The organism is Prevotella sp. oral taxon 317 str. F0108, from assembly GCF_000162415.1.
In the GTDB taxonomy this organism is placed as follows: domain Bacteria; phylum Bacteroidota; class Bacteroidia; order Bacteroidales; family Bacteroidaceae; genus Prevotella; species Prevotella conceptionensis.
This window is the reverse complement of record NZ_GG740072.1, coordinates 1,535,219-1,554,592: the sequence shown is the minus strand read 5'-3', so window position 1 is coordinate 1,554,592 and position 19,374 is coordinate 1,535,219. Positions and strand designations below refer to the sequence as shown.

The 19,374-nt window shown below is 46.1% G+C and carries 18 protein-coding genes; 3 read left to right on the top strand and 15 right to left on the bottom strand.

Annotation, left to right across the window (positions count from 1 at the left end; translation table 11 throughout):
- Nucleotides 1-140: 140 nt before the first annotated feature.
- The 15 genes from HMPREF0670_RS17020 to HMPREF0670_RS05935 form a co-directional block, all read right to left on the bottom strand.
- The gene (locus HMPREF0670_RS17020; protein WP_009230261.1) at nt 141-365 is read right to left on the bottom strand and encodes a hypothetical protein; all 225 of its coding nucleotides are present in this window, start codon (nt 363-365) and stop codon (nt 141-143) included.
- A gap of 22 nt (nt 366-387) precedes the next feature.
- Nucleotides 388-825 carry a hypothetical protein gene (locus tag HMPREF0670_RS17015; RefSeq protein ID WP_009230260.1) on the bottom strand — a complete coding sequence of 146 codons (438 nt, stop codon included), beginning with the start codon at nt 823-825 and terminating at the stop codon, nt 388-390.
- A 101-nt stretch (nt 826-926) separates the two neighbouring features.
- The gene (locus HMPREF0670_RS05995; protein ID WP_009230259.1) at nt 927-1,907 is read right to left on the bottom strand and encodes a calcium/sodium antiporter; all 981 of its coding nucleotides are present in this window, start codon (nt 1,905-1,907) and stop codon (nt 927-929) included.
- Between the two features lie 154 nt (nt 1,908-2,061).
- Nucleotides 2,062-2,511 carry a DUF5606 domain-containing protein gene (locus HMPREF0670_RS05990; RefSeq protein WP_009230258.1) on the bottom strand — a complete coding sequence of 150 codons (450 nt, stop codon included), beginning with the start codon at nt 2,509-2,511 and terminating at the stop codon, nt 2,062-2,064.
- A 13-nt stretch (nt 2,512-2,524) separates the two neighbouring features.
- Nucleotides 2,525-3,118 carry a dephospho-CoA kinase gene (gene coaE / locus HMPREF0670_RS05985; protein WP_009230257.1) on the bottom strand — a complete coding sequence of 198 codons (594 nt, stop codon included), beginning with the start codon at nt 3,116-3,118 and terminating at the stop codon, nt 2,525-2,527.
- 8 nt (nt 3,119-3,126) lie between these two features.
- Nucleotides 3,127-4,113: a CdaR family protein gene (locus HMPREF0670_RS05980; RefSeq protein WP_009230256.1), complete on the bottom strand. Its 987-nt coding sequence runs from the start codon at nt 4,111-4,113 to the stop codon at nt 3,127-3,129.
- A gap of 3 nt (nt 4,114-4,116) precedes the next feature.
- Nucleotides 4,117-4,446: a preprotein translocase subunit YajC gene (gene yajC, locus HMPREF0670_RS05975; RefSeq protein ID WP_019186902.1), complete on the bottom strand. Its 330-nt coding sequence runs from the start codon at nt 4,444-4,446 to the stop codon at nt 4,117-4,119.
- A gap of 51 nt (nt 4,447-4,497) precedes the next feature.
- Nucleotides 4,498-5,616 (bottom strand): transcription antitermination factor NusB, encoded by a 1,119-nt coding sequence (nusB, locus tag HMPREF0670_RS05970; RefSeq protein WP_044077761.1) that lies wholly within the window; start codon nt 5,614-5,616, stop codon nt 4,498-4,500.
- A 290-nt stretch (nt 5,617-5,906) separates the two neighbouring features.
- Complete coding sequence (locus tag HMPREF0670_RS05965; RefSeq protein ID WP_044077760.1) at nt 5,907-7,364, bottom strand: lipoprotein; 1,458 nt, start codon at nt 7,362-7,364, stop codon at nt 5,907-5,909.
- 260 nt (nt 7,365-7,624) lie between these two features.
- Entirely contained in the window at nt 7,625-8,275 is a 651-nt protein-coding gene (locus HMPREF0670_RS05960) for a hypothetical protein (protein ID WP_009230252.1), read from the bottom strand.
- Nucleotides 8,276-8,366: 91 nt separating this feature from the next.
- Nucleotides 8,367-9,161, bottom strand: coding sequence for a formylglycine-generating enzyme family protein (locus HMPREF0670_RS05955; protein ID WP_009230251.1), 795 nt, complete (start codon nt 9,159-9,161; stop codon nt 8,367-8,369).
- Nucleotides 9,162-10,464: 1,303 nt separating this feature from the next.
- Nucleotides 10,465-11,565 (bottom strand): PD-(D/E)XK nuclease family protein, encoded by a 1,101-nt coding sequence (locus HMPREF0670_RS05950; RefSeq protein WP_009230250.1) that lies wholly within the window; start codon nt 11,563-11,565, stop codon nt 10,465-10,467.
- Between the two features lie 617 nt (nt 11,566-12,182).
- On the bottom strand, nt 12,183-13,220 hold the full coding sequence (gene galE, locus HMPREF0670_RS05945) for a UDP-glucose 4-epimerase GalE (protein WP_009230249.1): 1,038 nt from the start codon (nt 13,218-13,220) through the stop codon (nt 12,183-12,185).
- 214 nt (nt 13,221-13,434) lie between these two features.
- Nucleotides 13,435-14,109, bottom strand: a complete 675-nt coding sequence (locus HMPREF0670_RS05940; protein ID WP_044077759.1) for a YggS family pyridoxal phosphate-dependent enzyme — start codon at nt 14,107-14,109, stop codon at nt 13,435-13,437.
- Nucleotides 14,109-14,627 carry a DUF4494 domain-containing protein gene (locus tag HMPREF0670_RS05935; RefSeq protein ID WP_009230247.1) on the bottom strand — a complete coding sequence of 173 codons (519 nt, stop codon included), beginning with the start codon at nt 14,625-14,627 and terminating at the stop codon, nt 14,109-14,111. The genes HMPREF0670_RS05940 and HMPREF0670_RS05935 overlap by 1 nt, the downstream gene beginning before the upstream one ends.
- Nucleotides 14,628-14,781: 154 nt before the next feature.
- Between HMPREF0670_RS05935 and HMPREF0670_RS05930 the strand changes: the two genes are divergently transcribed.
- From HMPREF0670_RS05930 to HMPREF0670_RS05920, 3 genes are all read left to right on the top strand, one after another.
- The gene (locus HMPREF0670_RS05930; protein ID WP_009230246.1) at nt 14,782-15,999 is read left to right on the top strand and encodes a pyridoxal phosphate-dependent aminotransferase; all 1,218 of its coding nucleotides are present in this window, start codon (nt 14,782-14,784) and stop codon (nt 15,997-15,999) included.
- A 179-nt stretch (nt 16,000-16,178) separates the two neighbouring features.
- Nucleotides 16,179-17,426 (top strand): ABC transporter permease, encoded by a 1,248-nt coding sequence (locus tag HMPREF0670_RS05925; protein WP_009230245.1) that lies wholly within the window; start codon nt 16,179-16,181, stop codon nt 17,424-17,426.
- 455 nt (nt 17,427-17,881) lie between these two features.
- Nucleotides 17,882-19,258 carry an MATE family efflux transporter gene (locus HMPREF0670_RS05920; protein WP_009230244.1) on the top strand — a complete coding sequence of 459 codons (1,377 nt, stop codon included), beginning with the start codon at nt 17,882-17,884 and terminating at the stop codon, nt 19,256-19,258.
- Nucleotides 19,259-19,374 lie beyond the last annotated feature (116 nt).

Sequence of the window (19,374 nt, the reverse complement as noted above, 5' to 3'; positions counted from 1 at the left end):
GGCGTTTGTAAGTTCACAAACTTTTCCATGTCAACTTGCATTGTTGGCAGATATAACCAACATGTAGCAGAATAAATGCGATAAAACAAACGCTTGGCTTGGAAATTTAGCTGCCTAAGCCAAGCGTTCGTGCAGGTTACTTACTTGCCCGATGTAAGTATCTGGTCGAGTTTTTCGAGCAAAATAAATGGATTTTTCTTAAAAGCCTTCAAGTCAAACTCCTTGCTGTCGATGTATTCCACCATCTGTGGGAAACGTTCGAACATGCGTTTCAAGTCGGCCTGCTTGCCTACCACCGTTCCACCCATCGGTACATGGTAGGTAACGGCAATGTTATCGCCATCAACGGAATAGCTGAAAGGCAAAGATCGTTCGGTAAAACTACTTCTAACACCAGTTATAACGCGAGTAGTAGCCGTAGATATGTAAACCCGTAACCTTCTTTCCCTCGTACATAACCAACCAAAAATACCGCTTTGGCGAGGGGCTCATGCTCTTGGGCATAGTGAAAGATTTCACGGCATGCAGCGACTTATACACCAAGCTTTCGCCACTTGCCTCGTCGGTAAGTTTCATTTCTTTAACGTCATCGGCATTGTAGTTGGTTCCGTCTTTGCTTTCGGCCGAAGATGCAACAACAACATCGGTGGCATTTTTAACCATGTTTGGCCCATAAGATGCGTTCTTCTCTTTCACCAACCAGCCTTCTACCTTCTTGCCGTCGTTTAGAATTAGTTCGCATTTAATGTTGCTCGACTTCTTTGCAGATACGCTGAACGCACACAAAAAGGCAAGCAGTAACGAAAGTAACAAACTCTTTTTCATACGTTTGATTGTCTTTTAATGGATTAAACAGATAGTTGTTAACACCGCAAAGATAGTCAAAAGTACAGAAATGAGAAAGAGAATGGGCTGCTTTTTGCTTGTTATTTCACCACTTGCACAATAAGATAACCCACATATATAATATATATGGATGAGAGGAGGGCACCTTCGAGTCGTGTTATGGTGTACTTCGTGAACGAGAAAAGCCACAACAACATCATCGAACCAAAAAGAACGGAGAGGTCTACAAGGCCAATACCTTGTATGTTCATGGGCGAGATAACGCCTGTTACACCCAAGATAAGCAAGATATTAAATACGTTCGAGCCCAACACATTGCCAATGGCGATGCCACTATTGCCCTTACGGGCAGCCACGGCACTAGTGGCTAGTTCTGGAAGTGACGTTCCGCCGGCCACAATGGTCAGTCCGATAACGGCATCGCTGATGCCAATGGCTTTGGCCACAGTGGTTGCGCCGTCTACAAAGAGGTTGCTGCCAAGCACCAAGCAGCCCAAGCCAACAAGCAACCAAGCGGTTGCCACGAGGGGTTTCATGGGTTTCTTCGCTTCTGTCTGCGCACCGCCATCGGGTTTTGCAGTAGTAAGGGTGACGCCCATGAAGAAAACAAATAAGATAAGCAGAAAGCCTGCATCTACACGGCCAATGTAGCCGTCGAGGCAAAGTAGAAAGAGCGCACCCGAAGCCAACACTGCAAAGGGGATGTCTTTACGCACGGTGGTTTTCAAGATGGTCATCGGTGCAAGCATCGCTGCCACACCCACGATGAGCAAACTATTGAAAACGTTGCTGCCAACGATGTTACCAACGGCCAAGTCGGGCGTTCCCTTCAATGCCGACACAAGGCTCACGCAAAACTCTGGCATAGATGTACCCATCGCCACAACGGTGAGTCCGATTACCATCTGCGACACTTTCATGCGCTCGGCCAAGCCTACCGCTCCTTCTGTAAGCCTATCGGCTCCCCATAAAACAAGGACGATGCCTGCTAGTACAAAGAGCACATTGAGCCAAATGTTGTCAGTAAAGCCGCCCAAAGCGGCACAAAATAGTTGGGGCATGGTGGGGTGGGAGTATTAGGAGTGTGGGTGGATGAATGTTTGAGTGGGTAAGTTTGTTTATAAACGGGCGAATGAATAGGCTTGTGAGTGGGTAAGTTTGGGAGTTATATCTATCAAACTTACCCACTCACAAGCCTGTCAAACTTGCTTTTCCTTATTCGGCAGCAGCTTGTTCTGCTGTTTGTTCTTCTCCGTTCTTAGGTTTTAGGGCCTCTTCAAAATTGGTAATGCCGTTCTTTACCAAGATGTCATACCATTGAATAAGCTTGCGGATGTCGCTGTCGTGCACGCGATCGCGGTCGAATGCAGGCAGAACTTCGCCGAAATAGTCGCGCAGTTCTTGGCTTGTGGCCTTCTTATAGTTAAGCGAACAGGGTTTTAGTTGTTCTTTTTCGCCTAGGTTTTTAAGCACTTGCCACAAGGGAACGTCCTCTGAGTCGGTGTACATGGCGATGTCGCTAAGACTTGTAACGCGATCTGTTGCGAAGGCAGGCATACGCTTATGCGTTTCGTCGATAGCCTCGACGATGAGCGAAGCCTTACCGCTAGACACGAGCTTGTATAGCCCAGGCTTGCCTGAGATAGAAAGAATTGTCTGTAACATGTTGTTTTTCTGTTTATGTTTTTATTAGTTGTATGAATAACTCGTTTAGTTGTTGGTCAACGTCTTTTACGCCGTCGTTAACTATTTCGAAGTGGCTCATGGCCCTAACGCGCTGCTGTGGCCATTGGCATTCTATCCATTCCAGTGCTTTCGCGCGGTCGAGTGCATCGCGTTGCATCACTCGTTGTATGCGCACTTCAAGCGGAGCGGTAACACACACCACCTTGTCTACCTTCACCCTTGCATCGAACCCGCTTTCAAAGAAGATGGCACTTTCGAGCCATTGGTTGCCCGATTGTTCGAAATCGCGTGCAACGGCTGGGTGAACAAGGGCGTTGATGCGTTGCTTGTTCTCATCGGAGGCAAGCAGATAGGCTGCTAACACCTGTTTCTGCAAACGTCCGTCGGCATATAGATGGTTGCCCACAAGCTGTCGCAAGCTCTCCATCAGTGGCTCCGAAGTCCGCAAAAGCCGCTTGGCCGATGCGTCGCAATCGAAAACTTCTATGCCGTGAGCGCGCAACCGCTGGGCCACGAACGATTTTCCGCTGCCGATACCGCCCGTTAGGGCGATGCGCAAATGGGGCGATGGGTGCCGAAAATCCATGAATTAGTCTACTTCTGTTCGATGAGATAGTCCACTTGATTGATTTCCAAGCGCACTTTACGCACTCCCGGAGGTGCTTTTCGCAAGTACAACGTACACTTGTCGGCAGGGTGTTCCACTAGTTCGGCGTAGTTGGCGGCCACCTTGAAAGCATCGGCTGTGATGGAGCGCACACGGCTAACGCCCACGATGAAATGCACTTTCACCTTCGAAGGGAAGGTGCGCAAGACCTTGTCGGGTGGCAAGCTTTCGGCCGAAATGGGTACTTCGATGCTTTCTTCGGTAAGCACATCGGGGTAAAGGGCCAGCCTAACCACAGACGGAACCATCTTTACGCCCTCGATACGGTGCAATTCAACGGTTTCGACGATGGTGTCCGAGAAGTTCGTGATGTTCAATTCCTCTGTACGCACTTCTTTTATGCTGTCTAATGCCTTATTGTTGGCATACACCGTGACGAACTGTGGAAAGAACTTGTAGTCGGCCAAATAACGTTGGTCGCCAGGCTTGATGGTTCCTGCTATGCGAATAGGAACGCGCTTGCTTTGGCCATAGTTGAAGAAGAACTCCAACCGCTCTGGCTTTACCGCCACTATCTTGGTTGAACCCGACAGCTGTGTATAGAGTTGTTTCTGTATGTCGGCAGCAGGTATCGTGCCCTTTCCGCGCGACTTGTTGGCGTAATTGGCGAAGTTCAGCACAATGGGGCGTAGCCGTTCGGTATAGAGATAGCTCATGATGGCAAACCCTTTGTCTCTTAAAGTCACTCGCACCACGTCTTCATCGTTAGACGTTATCACCACATCCTTAGGCAAATTGGCCAGATGAACGGGCACGATGAAGTCTTTCTCGTACGTTTCGTTAAGGGCGGTGAGCAACCAAAAGCCCCCACTAAGTGCGAGAAAAAACAAAAAAATCAGAAACTCCTTGTTCACTGCACTGAACACGAAGCTCCTGACTATTGAAAAGATCTTTAAGAGCCGAAGCTGTTTCATTGCTTAATTCTTGGTGTTCACAGACTGCAACGAGGCTGGGTCGGCGAAGACGTAGTTACGGTCTACGGTAACAACCACGCCGCGAGCAATCTCCAACTCCACCGTGTTGCTTTCGATATTGATGCGTTTCACATCGCCATATACGCCACCGCTGGTAACAACGCGTGTGCCTTCTTGCAGTGCGTTTTGGAAGTTGCGTATGGCCTTTTGTTTCTTCTGTTGCGGCCTAATCATGAAGAAATACATGATGGCGAAGATGGCCACCATCATCAAAATGGGGGCGGCAGAATTACCTGCAGCTGCTTGTGCTGCCAATACTGTTGTTGAAATCATATTTTAATTGTTGAGTTGTTGTTTTTAATGCGCTAGCAGAGGCCACCTCGTTTAGGCCTCTGCTACGTTTCTCTCGGGTTCAATGGGCTGTTCCAAAGCGCCATTGTCGGCATCTGAACTTGGCTCCATTGGCGCGTCCTTATCAGCAACCACAGGACCTTCTTGCTGCATAGCAGGTTGCGGCGCATGCTTATGCTCGCCGTTCTTGCGCCCATTGTCGAATTGTTTGCGTGGGCGTGGTTCGGGCATGGCCTTCATCATCTGTCCGTGTGCAACCAGTCCGCGGGCAATTGTGTCGAGCATACCATTGATGTAGCCCCCACTTCGGTGCGTGCTGTACAGCTTGGCCAACTCTACATACTCGTTAATCGTAACGCTTACGGGTATGTTGGGGAAGTTGAGCATCTCGGCAATGGCAATCTGCATGATAACCACGTCCATGTAAGCCAGTCGTGAAAAGTCCCAATTTCGCGAGTTTTCGCTCATGTATCGCTGATATTGCTCGCCATTGAGGATGGTCGATCTGAATAGCTTTCGAGCGAAATCCTTGTCTTCCTCATCCTTATATTCGGGCAGCAACTCTTGCTTGGCTTTGTTGGCTGGGTCGAAACGTTTGATGGTTTTCAACACAAAGGTGTCTACAATCTCTTTGTCGTCGTTCCAATACAAGCTTTTCTCTTCGAGCAGGGCGTCGAGGTCCACATTGTTTTGCACAAGTTGCTTATACAGCTTGCGCCACAATTCGCGGTCTTCCTCATAGTCGTCGTTCCCGCTTTCCATATATTCGCGGTAGGTTTCCGACTGTTCTATTTGGTTGCAGAGTTTTCTAACCGACTCGATATCGTCTTCCCAGCGCTGTTTCAGCGTCTCCATGAAGTCGTTCAGTTGCTTGTTCTCTTCCAATTGCGTAGCAAACTTATTGTACGCGAACTTTGCCGAGGGCACCTCTGTGCCTTCGCGCTGCGCTTGTTGTGTCGCGATGTCTACACGATGTCTCTCTTCACGTGTGATTGCCACTATCAACGCCAGCAGGTAATTGTATAGGTCGTATGCCTTAGAAAGACTGAACAGCAGTTCTTTCTCGGCATTATCCATATTTCTATTACCGTTTTGGTAGTATGCATAGGTTAACTGGACAATCTTTATACGTATTAATTCCCTATTTATCATCGTTCCTGTTTTTCTTTATAATATTGTTATGCAAAATTAGGAACTTTCCCACGATTATGCAAGTGTAAAGGGCTTTTTCTACTTTTTTTAATAACAGCCAAGCACCCCTCCCGAAAACTAGAACAACTTTGTTAACATCTAAATAGCGAACGCTTTACCTGCACTTTTTTCGATTGTTTTGATGCAAATTTGCAAAAAACATCTGCTGATAAAATTTGTTGTCATCGGGAAAAGCACAACTTTTAAGTGCTTTTCCCGATGATTTAACCTCCTTAAATGCCGTTACGGGGTTAATAGCTCACCTCAATAGAGGTAGGGAATATTCTATATGGGTCGAAGTATTCCATGCAGCTGTTAATCATATCTTGCAAGGTGGGCTTAACATTACCGCGGTAAAGTTGCTTACCGTTTACGATGAGGGTTACCGCCTTGCTCATGTCTACAAGCTGTTCGTTAAGGTATATGCGCAGCTTGCCTCCCTTAGACTGCTTGTACGAACGGTTGAACTTCATTTCGATACCCCATCGCTGGTCTTTCTCAATGGTGGTGTATTCCACATCGTTGATGTTCATCGTAATGACATTGTCCTTAATCGTCATTTCATAATAGGTGCGTTGCTCCGATGGTTGCACTAGAACCTGCAAGTTGTAGAACCCCGAACGACGACGGCCGTCCATCTCAAAGTCTTCCCAAAGAACGGTTTTGGGATATGGGTTTCGGATAAAATCTTTAAGCCACGGGGTTGTTAGGCTATAGTTGATGCTGTGCTGCATCCTTTCAAGCAGGTTGATGCGATGCTGAAAGAGCGGGCGATTGTCCACCGAAAGTGGACGCGCCTGTTGTGCAGAGTCGAAAGCCTCTTGCGTGTAGCGCGTGAGGATGTTGCGGTAGAAACCCTCGTCTTCGGCCCCCGTAAGGAACGAAAAGCCAATGTTGGCGCAATTTTCCACAGGTGCGTTCTTCAATGGTTCGCCTCCTGCCATCGGTCCCGCCGCAGCCCAATAGTCTGCATAGAACGAAGCCAGGCGTTGGCTGCCATAACCTCCTTCGGATATGCCGAACACGTAAAGGCGGTTGGCATCAACAGCCCCCTCTACAAATGCTTGTCGGATGAGCTTCTCCCAAGCAAACTGCTTAGCCACTTGCCACCAACGATAATACATGCCTTCGTTGGGTATTTGGGGAATGAAATAAAGCGACGGGCCATCTTCAAACGAGTTTCCTAGCATCAGCCCAGTTTGCCATTCTTGTTTTTTAGCCCCCGAACCATGTAGGTATAAGAAAAGCGGCAACTGCCCATTGGCCTGTCCTTTTGTACCATAGTAGTAGGGCATAACGGCGTCTGGTTCTAATGCTTGTGGCAGGTTCCACGACCCCTGCCCGCCATTTTGTAGACTTTGGGGCTTGATGAGTTTCTCTTCCTGTAACTCGCGATTGGCCTCGCACCACGCAGCCCACACCATCTTCTTGGTGCTAGCAACGTCTTTATCTTTCAGTTGCTGCTGTATGTCGGTAGAATAGTTTGCGTTGCGCGCAAAGTCTGCCTTGCTGTTTTGCTCTGCGTTGAGCTTTGTTTTCAACGTTTGTGCGAAATAGTGCTTTACCATCTCTTGTTGGTTTTTTACCATCTCTTGTTGGTTTTTTACCATCTCTTGATGGTTTTGCGTTTGGTCGCGTGCGCAGCTCATTGTGGCAGACATCGTGAAGGCTGCTGCCATGCTTGCAGCAAGTTTGTTAACGTGTATCATAATCTGTAGTTTCGAGTTTTACAATTCAGCGTATTTTTTGATTTGGGTTGATTGCTTAACCCGCTTATCCTTGCGAACAAGTTGGTTTGGTTTTGCTTTAAAACTATTTACGGATGTCGATAGCTTTTGCGGGCAAAGGTAAGCATTTCTAAATAATTGTGCAAGCGTAGTTGGCTTATTGGGGTTGATAATCTCGTTTACCTCTACTTAATATCTCCTTAATATCTGTTGATGGCAAATCTTATTATGTCATTTCGGGTTCACTTGGTTACCCTCTTATGGCCATTTGTCTTGTTGAGCAAAACAAACTTTCCTTGGTTGTTGATGAGATATTTCTGAATTCCTTTGAAAGACGTGTCTATCTCGTCGACATAAAAGTTGATAAGGGTGATGTGATGGCCGTTATTCATATAGAAATAACGTTCGGCAGACTCGTATAATCGGTGCACATTGTAGTAACATACTAGATAATCTACAATGCGTTGTTGGCTATCCATCGTAACAAAAACCAAATAATCTACGGGAGCAAACATCTCATCGCCCATCTTGTCCTTAAATTTTGAACCGCTTTTATATATGTTGAGCGTATATTTCTTTGTGGAGAATATGGTCTTGCAGTAATAAGCCGAGTCCACAAGGTAGTCGTCGCCAGTTAAATCCTTCCGTGGCACCAAGGGTAACTTGCGTTGAGGGTTGCTTGCAAGCCGCTCGAAGTATTTGTTGTTGGCTGTGGCCGTGCGTTGATAAACGGCATTATTAGCGGTATTCTTCCACTTCTTGGTGAAGTGATGCCTCGTGAAATCCACCAAACGCACGTAGGTTTTACCCTTTTCTGCTTGTTTGTTGATAGTTTGGCCGCATATGGACAAACTAGGAAAAAGGAAGAGAATGAATAAGATGAAGTATTTCATAGTTTCTTGGTGATTTTATGTTAAAGACGTCTATGTGCAGAATGGCCTAACACACAACAGTGTTCTTGTTAGCCGTGTTCTTCTTTTGTTGTTAAATCTTCATTTTCAATCTAAACGCCGCCTTACTTTCCATAAGGTCTTTAGAAGGCATTCTGAAAGCAGAGATACAATAAACCCACTCTTCGTCTTGCCAAGGCCAAAAGTAGGCACCACCGCCACGTATGGTTTTAGAGCCTTGCACAACATCGGCATGATGTCCTAAATTTGTGGTGAAATCATTAGAACACCACTCTCCCATAAATAGTCCGTATAAGTTAAAGCCGTTACAAGCCAGCTTGTTTAATGAAGAAAAATCCCAGCTGAGCCATTTTCCCAGTTCTATTTCGTTTGGGAGTGTGTTTCCAAAACAGAAAACAGACTGGCTACCGCCACGACAGAAATATTCCCATTCCTTTTCATGGGGGATTTCTGCGAGCAAATCCTTTGCAATGGCTTGTGCCAATGGATAATCACAGAAAAAGGGAGCGTGTTCTGTTCCTTCCACTTCAATGTCTTTATTAAACAGTTCGTTGTATTTCAGTATATGCTTGTTTAGTATGGGGGTGGCACTGATTAAAAAGGGATTAAGGCTAATCCTTTGTACAGGTTGCATCTCTTCTGGTGTTATGTTGGGGCATTCGGTTAATTTCAGAATATGTTCTAGTTCCTTTTCAGAAAGGCCCATACAATAGTTTCCACCAGGTATATAAACAAATAATATACCCGTATCTTTTTCTTCGAACAGGGGCAAGTTAAACTTCCCCTCGTGGTTGTTGGGCAAGTAGGATAGCCTTGCGCCAAACTTACGTTCAATTTGCTCAACTATCTTTCTGTGGTCTGTACGCATTGGGTGTTTACTAGATGGTCGGTGTTGTTGCTTATGTTTTTTCCTTCCTTGTTCTTTTTGTTGCTTGTAGAATTAACCAGCACGTGCAAAGTTATAAAATCCTTTTTGTAGATCCCACATTTTGGTGTTTGAAAATAATGATGTTTTGTCTTGTTTTTAGTAGGATTTTTAACATTATGAGTGCCCTTAAAGTCCACCAACCGCTCACCTTGCCGCAAAAAATCGATTCTCGCGAGGGTTTGTATTGATGCAAAAAGGGGGTTGTATGTGAAAACGACAAAATGAATTTTTATTTAAAACAACTGCCATTTGCGCCCGTTTAGGATGTGTTTATTGCTGAATTTACTGTAATATGCCGCAAAACGCGGTGCATTTTGGTGCAAAACGCAGTGCGTTTTGATGCTAAATGCAGTGCGTTTTGGTGCTAAATGCAAGGTGAAATGCTGCTAAACGCGAGACGAAAAGCATAAAAATGCGCTGAAATGGTATAAATAAAACCCTCTCGGTTTGTTGGAAATATGGCTGAAAAGGGCAAAATGATCGTCAAAAAGTGGGGTTTTAGGGGGTAAAAAGTGGGTAATTGGCCTTGAAAAATTACGAGTTGGCGTTCAAAATAGAAAGGCAAAATGGTGCAAAATGCAGGTTTTGTTCTTAAAAATAGACAAAACAAACGGTGTGGAAGGGTGGAAATAGTGGTAAATTACCTACTTTTTAGCCAATATTCTCGCTAGAACGGAGTTAAAAATTGAGTGGTGTTGTAAAATAAAAAATAACATTTTAAGTTTTTGGGTTGATGGTTTTTGGGGTTGACGGGTTTATAAGTTGATGGGTTTGTAGGTTTATGAGTTCATCAGTTTTTATTTAGTTCATAAGTTCATGAACTTTTTTGCTGAGTGTTTAAGTTCATGGGGTGGTCTGTTTACAAGTTTGAAAGTTCATAGGCATGTGCGTTGTATTCGTACGCGAGTAGGGGGAGATAGCTTTCATGTTGAGGAAAACAAGGAGGTAATGAGAGCTTTTGTGCCAGCTGCCGCTTTACATTGGGTATGTTGCAAACGGACAACAAGTCTGCTTTAAAACCCAATCGGTCATTCTAGATTCTATTTTCATTTTCTCAGAGATGCTGACTGAATGAGTGCAAATGACCAACAATCTGTTCGTGTTTTGCAAGTAACAGTGGGAACATTTGTAACTCTTTGTTTTTGGAAATCTCAATGACAGATTGGGGTAAACAGCTATTGCCAGGTTTGCTTGCCCTATACAGGTATCAAGAGTGAAGTTCTTGTTAGCTCGAACTCACATATTAATGAATTTGTTCTGCTATCTCTTTCAATTTATTGTATGTTTCAGTAAGTACTTTTATTATTTCCTCCGTATTGTTACCATCAATGGTTGGAAGATGCAAGTACACTCGGTCATCGTCGTTCTCATCCAAAAAGATGTATTCAGGGAACGTTTCCAAGATCTTTTCTTTGTAGGGTGCCCAATGTTTCTTTTGCCATGTGGTTATATAGATGTGAAATTCTCCACAAGGTCCATTAACATTTGCTAGATAATTAGATTCTATACCTATGCGGTTGGTTTTGTCATTAAAGGATATTCCTAAATCCCATCCTTCCCATGCCCACCATGTTGCTCCAGTCCTTTCGTTTACAGATTCTTTTAAAAAATCAATGTGTTCTTTATGGCATGAGAGGATGTTGCTTTGGAACTGATTATATCCATTAACAAGTTGTTCAACTCTTTCCTTATTCTGTATAAAGAAATCAAATACTCTTTTGTTGTTTACGCTACTCATATTTTCTATTGTTTTCATAAAATCAAGCATATAGGTAAGATATCTCTGGTCTGATGACATCATATAGTTGGCTAACTCTTTATTAACTTCTGCAAATAGATCCTTGTATAGAACAGGCTGGAAACCATTTTCTTCCATGAGCCTTTTACTCTTGAGGTCTGACAGAGGAAAAACGGATAAAACAAGCAATATCTTATGTTTCTTATCAGAGTAAGCATTATGTATGTGCTTAGCATATATGTCCAACTGGTTATATAACTTGGCAGTTGTTTTGTTTTCTATCGCGACAACAAATTCCTCTGATTTAATAACAATATCTATTTTCTTACTTTCAGCATATTCCTCTGTTACACATTCAACCTTGTTATAGAATGGGAGTTCTTCTTTTTGTGTTGAAACCCGCCACAATGCAGATAGCCATAAACTACGTAGCCCATGTTCTGCAAAGGGATTAAGATAGAATTGCAAAATTCTACTGCATACTTCTTCAAAGCGAGTGTACGGATATTTGCAAATTTCCATAAAGGTAGGACGTTTGTCTTGTTTGGGTAATTGTTCGAATTTACATAGTAAATCAATGTACGTTTTTTCTTCTTCGGTATTCATGCCGTTATGGTTTTGTGAGTTTGTTTTATTAGGGAACTATTATGATTGATTGGCAGACATTGAAGTTCTCTTAGCTTTTGGCTGATACGGGGTGTCATTCGCTTGCCCAATGAAAGGGTAGGGCGTTGTGTTAGCAGGATAATACCGCGTATAACCTAAAAGCCAAGGGGGGGTATAACCGATAGCGTTGCCGTATTTAGTGGTCAAATTGCATAGGGTCACGACCTAAAGCGTGCGCCTTTTGACTTTGGATGCAAGGCACGGGTCGCCATCCGTTACGGCCGCACTTGCGTATTGGCGTGCAGAACCTCTTCCACATGGTCTGCACATTGCGCTGCGATTTGGAAAGAGACTGTTTAAAGGTTCTCGTGATTTGCCCGTTTGGCGGCTGTTTTGTGACACGCTTTGGGGGCGTTTTGTTTGCTGTTAAGGCCTAATGTGGGGCGTTAAGCGTTTTTGGCGAGGTGATTTTTAAGCACAAAGTCGTGCGTTGCAAAGTACTCGTTGTGGTGAAAATGCGTTTTAAGGGCATAACCCTAGTATACTTCCATTCCCCAATGGCGACTTTACAAAACACGCCTTGTGCGTTATTGTTGTTGCGTTGAGGGCGGGGTGGGTTACATCACGCCCCTTTCGCGCAGTTTCAATTGCCAGTTCCAAGCCGAACGCAAGGTGTCTTCAAGACTGGTCTCGGCCTTCCAACCAAGCACGGTGTTGGCTTTGTCGGGGTTGGCCCACACCTTTTCGATGTCGCCTTCGCGACGTGGGGCGTAACTCCAATTAACCTTTACGCCCGTGGCCTTTTCGAATTTGTCTACCACTTCGTATGTGCTGACGCCACGGCCAGTGCCCACGTTGAAGTATTCAATTGGCTCGGTGTCCATGTCTAGCACCCTTTGCATGGCCTTAACATGTGCCTTTGCAAGGTCTACCACGTAGATATAGTCGCGAATACATGTGCCGTCGGGCGTGTCGTAGTCGTTTCCAAATATCTTCAACTCTTTCCTGATGCCCATCGCTGTTTGCGTAACGAAGGGGATGAGATTGTTGGGAACGCCGTTGGGAAGTTCGCCGATGAGTGCCGACGGGTGCGCGCCGATGGGGTTGAAGTAGCGAAGGATGACGCTCTTAATGGGTGCGCCGCTGTGGATGTCGTCGCGTATAATCTCTTCGTTAATCTGCTTGGTATTGCCGTAAGGGCTGCAAGCCTCTTGGATGGGTGCGTCTTCGGTTACGGGCAGATGCGCTTTGGTGGGCTGGCCGTACACCGTGCAGCTTGAAGAGAAGATGAAACCCTTTACGCCATATACAGGCATCAGTTCTAATAGGTTGAGCAACGACACAATGTTGTTGCGGTAATAAAGCAGAGGTTTCTCAACACTCTCGCCCACAGCCTTGGATGCGGCAAAGTGGATGATGCCTTTGATGTCCTTGTACTTGGCAAACACGGCCTCTAAAGCTTGCTTGTCGCAGCAGTCTACCTTCTCGAAGGCTGGTCTGATGCCCGTAATTTGTTCGATGCCGTCTACAACTTCGGCATTAGAGTTCGACAAGTTGTCTACGATAACCACATCGTAGCCGGCTTGTTGCAACTCCACGGTGGTGTGCGAACCGATAAATCCGGTTCCGCCTGTAACTAATATTGTTTGTTTCATTGTGTTGGAGTTATGCTTGTTGTTTAATGTTTAAGTTGACCAGTTTACGAGTTGACCGGTTTACGAGTTCACTAATTGACCGGTTTACTAGTTGACCAGTTCATTCGTTTACCAGTTTATGAGTTGACCGCTTGATAAGTAAATGAATTGGCCAGTTAACCAGCTAATGTGTCGACAAGTGAAGAGGTTGACAAACAGGAGTGCCACGTTTGTCTTAGTATTGCCGTTCACCAAAGATGTTCGTTCCCACGCGAACCATCGTACTCCCGCATTGCAGGGCGATGGGGTAGTCGTGGCTCATGCCCCAACTACGTTCTTTAAAGGCATCGTCGTGGGCGAAGTATTGGCTTTTAATTTCGTCGAAAAAGTGCCAGGCGGTGGTCATTTCGGCACGAATTTGCTCTTCGTTGTCAACGTTCGAGGCCATAGTCATCAGTCCGCAGATGCGAATGTGGCTAAGCTTGCGCCACTCGCCGCTGGCCAACATCTCGCGACAGGCATCGGGCGTGAAACCATATTTGGTTGCTTCTTGGGCTACATGCAGTTCGAGTAGCACGTCGATAACTCGGCCGCACTTCTCGGCCTGCTTGTTAATCTCTCGTAAAAGCCTAAGGCTGTCCACCGCTTCAATCATGTCGATGAAGGGTGCGATGTACTTAACCTTATTGGTTTGCAGGTGTCCGATGAAGTGCCAGGCAATGTCTTTGGGCAGTTCTGCTGCCTTTCGGCTCAGTTCTTGTTCTTGACTTTCGCCGAAGATGCGTTGGCCTTGCTCGTAGGCGGCCATCAATTCTTCGTTGGGATGGAACTTACTCACCGCCACGAGCCGCACGTGGGGCGGCAAACTCTGCACCACACGTTTTAAGTTTCCTGCCACATCGGTAGCCATTATTCAGCCTCCTTCGTGTTTTGGTTGCCCTCTTCGTATTCGGGTTTGTCGTTGGCGGCGGCATTTTGCGTTATTGCCACATGCTCGTACACGTCCATAATGAGCGTTTCGGTAACGCTGGCAATGTCGTATGTAATCATGGTGTTGCCCATAACGCTGTCTATATGCTTTACTGCGCCTTGCAAACTGGCTGCTTGCACCAGGTAGTTAACGTTCGAACGCTTTTCCTTTTCGGTCTTTTCGTCTAGCGTGATAAATTGCAGTTTGGCCTTATACCATTTGTCGTCGTTGTCGTTTTCGCTGAAAAACACCTCGTGATAAGGAGCGGGTTTGATGCCCGTAATCTTGAAGTCGCCAGCGATAAAGGCCGACATCTCTTCGATGATGGCGTTCTCAGCCTCGGTAAAGCTCAGTGCGTCTACCACGTATTGTTCGGTAATGGGCTTCAATGTGCCATCATCCATTGTCTTGTCGTACCTGATTTTGGTTTCAAACCAGTCTGCCGTTCTTTGTCTCATGCTGTTTCTTTTGCTATTGATTTTATTGGCAAAAGTAACAAATTAATCCGTAAGGCACAAAAAAAATGCGCCTTATTCAAATAAACTTACGATGTAAGCATTGCGTTTCGATTAAATTCGATAACTTTGCATATCACCATAAAACAAAATCATTATGCCTGAAATCTCTGTTCGCGGACTGGAAATGCCAGAGTCGCCCATTAGAAAACTCGCTCCGTTGGCCGTTGCAGCAAAGGCCAGAGGGACAAAAGTTTATCATTTGAACATCGGACAACCCGATTTGCCCACGCCGCAAGTGGGGCTCGACGCCTTGAAGAACATCGATCGCTCGGTACTTGAATACTCTCCCTCGCAAGGCTACCAGTCGTACCGAGAGAAACTCACCACCTATTATAAGAAGTATAACATCGACGTGGCGCCCGACGATATCATCGTTACAACGGGCGGTTCGGAGGCCGTGCTCTTTGCTTTCATGTCCTGCCTGAACCCCGGCGATGAAATCATTATACCCGAACCGGCCTACGCCAACTACATGGCCTTTGCCATATCTGTGGGTGCAACCATCCGAACCGTCGCCACATCCATAGAGGATGGCTTTGCGTTGCCCAATGTGGAAAAGTTTGAAGAACTGATAAACGAGCGCACAAAGGGCATCCTTATCTGCAATCCCAACAACCCAACGGGCTATCTTTACACGCGTAGCGAGATGAACCAGATACGCGATTTGGTGAAGAAATACGACCTTTACCTGTTCTCCGACGAGGTATATCGCGAGTATATCTACACAGGTTCGCCCTATACCAGTGCCTGTCATTTGGAAGGGATAGAGAATAATGTGGTGCTTATCGATTCCGTTTCGAAACGTTATTCCGAGTGTGGGGTGCGTGTCGGCGCACTTATCACGAAGAACGCCGAGGTGCGGGCGACGGTGATGAAGTTCTGTCAAGCCCGACTTTCGCCGCCGTTGTTGGGCCAAATCGTGGCCGAAGCGTCGCTCGATGCGCCCGACGACTATTTCCGCGGCGTGTACGAAGAGTACGTTGAACGTAGGAAGTGCCTTATTGATGGGCTGAATCGCATACCTGGTGTGTTCTCGCCCATCCCTATGGGGGCCTTTTACACCGTAGCAAAGTTGCCCGTTGACGATTGTGAGAAGTTCTGTCGCTGGTGTTTAGAAGAGTTTAGCTACGAAGGCGAAACGGTGATGATGGCTCCTGCCGCAGGCTTTTACACCACACCAGGCGCAGGATATAACGAAGTGCGCATTGCCTATGTGCTGAAAAAAGAAGACCTGAAACGTGCGTTGATGATATTGCGCAAGGCTCTTGAAGTGTATCCTGGGCGCGTTGACGATGAACGGAAGGCACTTTAAAGGTGAAAAGGTGAAAAGGTGAAAGGGTGAAAAGATGTTTTGCCACGAACTTGTTTGCTCGTTAACTTGTCAACCCGCCAGCTTGTCGCCCCATCATCTTGTGAACTCGTCGGCTCTCAATTCATCAACTCGTAAACTCGTAAACTAACAGACTTGTCAACTCGTAAACTTATCAACTTGTGAACTTACCCTTTTTCCTAGCCAAGCGCATTTACACCAATAACACCGACAAAACGCGGGTAGACCGCCCAGCCATACGCATTGCCATTGCTGGCGTTGCCGTGGGGTTGGCGGTGATGTTGGTGTCGGTGAGCGTTGTTTTCGGTTTTAAGCATACCATTCGTAACAAGGTGGTTGGCTTTGGTAGCCATATACAAGTGGCCAACTTCATGACCCTTCAAGCATCCGAACAATACCCCATACAGATGGGCGACTCGATGTTGAAGGTGTTGCGAGCCATCCCTGGCGTGCGCCATGTTCAGCGTTTTGCCATAAAACAAGGCATACTTAAAACCAATAACGACTTTCTTGGCGTGGCTTTCAAGGGCATTGCGGCCGACTACGATACCACTTTCATTCACCAAAACCTCGTTGCGGGTGCCATTCCACACTTCTCCGATAGTGTGGGGAAACAACAAGTGGTGATTTCGCAGGCCATTGCCGACCAACTAAACCTTAAACTGGGCGATAAAGTCTTTGCCTACTTCATCGACAACACGGGGGTAAAGGCTAGGCGGTTCAGCGTTGCGGCCATCTACCAAACCAACCTTTCGCAATACGATAAGGTTACGTGTTTCATCGACCTATATACTGCGGTGAAACTAAATGCGTGGGAGTGCGACCAAGCTAGCGGAGCCGAACTAACGGTCGACGATTTCGACCGACTTGACGACACGGCTGCGCGGGTAGTAAACAAGGTGAACCGCACTATCGACAGATATGGCGAGACTTATTCGTCGCAAACTATTCAAGAGATGAACCCACAGATATTCTCGTGGCTCGATTTGTTGGATCTTAACGTCTGGATTATTCTCGGACTGATGTTATCCGTTGCAGGTGTCACCATGATTTCGGGTTTACTCATCATTATTTTAGAGCGTACGGCCATGATAGGCATCCTTAAAGCCGTTGGTGCGCGCAATGTAACCATCCGTCGCACCTTTCTTTGGTTCGCGGTGTTTACCATTGGCAAGGGAATGCTTATCGGAAACCTCATCGGCATGGGGCTTATCGCCCTGCAACACTACACGGGATTGGTGAAGTTAAACCCTGCCACCTACTACGTTAGCACGGTTCCCGTAGAGTTTAACCTGCTTGTATGGCTCTTGCTCAACGTGGCAACGCTGCTCATCAGCGTCTTTGTGCTTATTGCGCCTAGCTATTTGGTGTCGAAGATAAACCCTGCAACGTCGATGAGATACGAATGAGGAAAGGGGAAAAGATGGGAAAGGTGAAAAGGTGAAAAGGTGAAAATATGAAAGGGTGAAAGGGTGAAAGGGTGAAAAGGTGAAAAAAGACTGCGCCATCTATACATTTGGCTTAACTCAATAACTCCTTTAACTCCTAAAGGTGAAAGGGTGAAAAGGTGAAAAGAGGCTGCGCCATCTATACATTTGGCTTAACTCAATAACTCCTTAACTCCATAACTCCTTTAACTCCTAAAAAGAGTGAAAAGGTGAGAGAAATAGAACCAAAGGATTGTAAGACTTACAGAGTTGCGAGTTTGCAGTCTGAAACGCTCGTGAGCACGCATGTGGAAGGGAGGGAAAGATAATGTTTAGAGAGTATTGGATAAGTAAATCACACATACAATAAACTTACGGTTGCGTTTCATTTTTTTGAAGTTGTTCTTTGTTCATTAGTCATTTAACATTTTTCGTTTATGTTGTTTCATACTTCTCATACACCGTCTCATACGGAAAGCATGACTAGCGGTGCGCCTTCTCGCGGCATATTGAAGTTTGCCATACCCCTTATCCTGGGCTACATCTTGCAGCAAATGTATTTGGTTATCGATGCAGCGATAGTGGGTAGATGGATAGGCGTAGGGGCTTTGGCGGCAGTTGGTGCCTCTAGTAGCATCATGTTTCTTGTGATGGGCTTCTGCAATGGGGCGTGTGCCGGCTTTGCAATCCCCGTGGCACAGGCTTTTGGCGCCGGCGATCACCACAAAATGCGGTGCTATGTGAGCAACGCCATGCGCATAGCCGTGATGCTTGCAGTGGTGATAACGCTGCTGTCGTGCTTGCTCTGCGAAAGGATATTGAAACTCGTCAACACGCCAGCCGATGTCTTCCACGATGCTTATGTCTTCCTTTTCTTACAGTTCTGCACCATCCCATTCACGATGGCCTACAATCTCTATTCAGGACAGATACGTGCGTTGGGCAATTCCAAGCAACCTTTTTACTTCCTCATTGTCTCATCATTGCTTAACATCTTGCTCGACGTGGTGCTTATCCTGCTGTTGGGCCTGGGTGTCGAAGGTGCTGGCATCGCAACCTTCCTTAGTCAGGTTCTCGCATCATGGCTATGTTGGCGGTTTATTAGGCGGCACATGGCTATTCTCGTGCCCAAGGCCGACGAACGGTCGTTCGACAACAAGAAAATCAGCATCTTGTTGAACAATGGCATACCGATGGGTTTGCAATTCTCCATTACGTCTGTCGGAATTATCATGTTGCAAAGTGCCAATAATGCACTAGGGACGATATACGTGGCTTCGTTTACGGCCGCCTTACGCATCAAATACTTGTTCACTTGTGTACTTGAGAACATTGGTGTGGCAATGGCTACTTATTGCGGACAGAACATCGGTGCGGGAAAGCTAGACCGTGTTAAGACTGGCGTACGTGATGCCATGTGGATTATGATGGGGTATTTCGTCTTGACGGTTGCCGTCATCTATCCCTTTGCCGATGAGATGATGATGCTCTTTGTAAGCGGCCACGAGCAGGAAGTGATAGCCAATGCCGCACAACTTATGCGAATTGCCAACTGGTTCTACCCCACTTTGGGCGTATTGGTCATCCTCCGTTATAGTATTCAGGGGCTTGGTTACAGCAACCTGAGTTTGATGAGCGGCGTTATGGAAATGATTGCCCGTTGTGGAGTTAGCCTTTGGTTAGTTCCTGCGCTGGCCTGGTTAGGCGTTTGCTATGGCGACCCCGTAGCTTGGATAATGGCCGACCTGTTCCTTGTGCCTGCTTACCTATGGCTTTTAAGGCGATTGAAAAACAAAGAGAGGGTGAAAAGGTGAAAGGGTGAAAAGATAGAAGAGTGAAAAGGTGAAACTAGCCAATCATTATGTACGGAAGGCATCAGTATCTTTTCATCTTTAGGAGTTAAAGGAGTTATGGAGTTAAGCCAAATGTA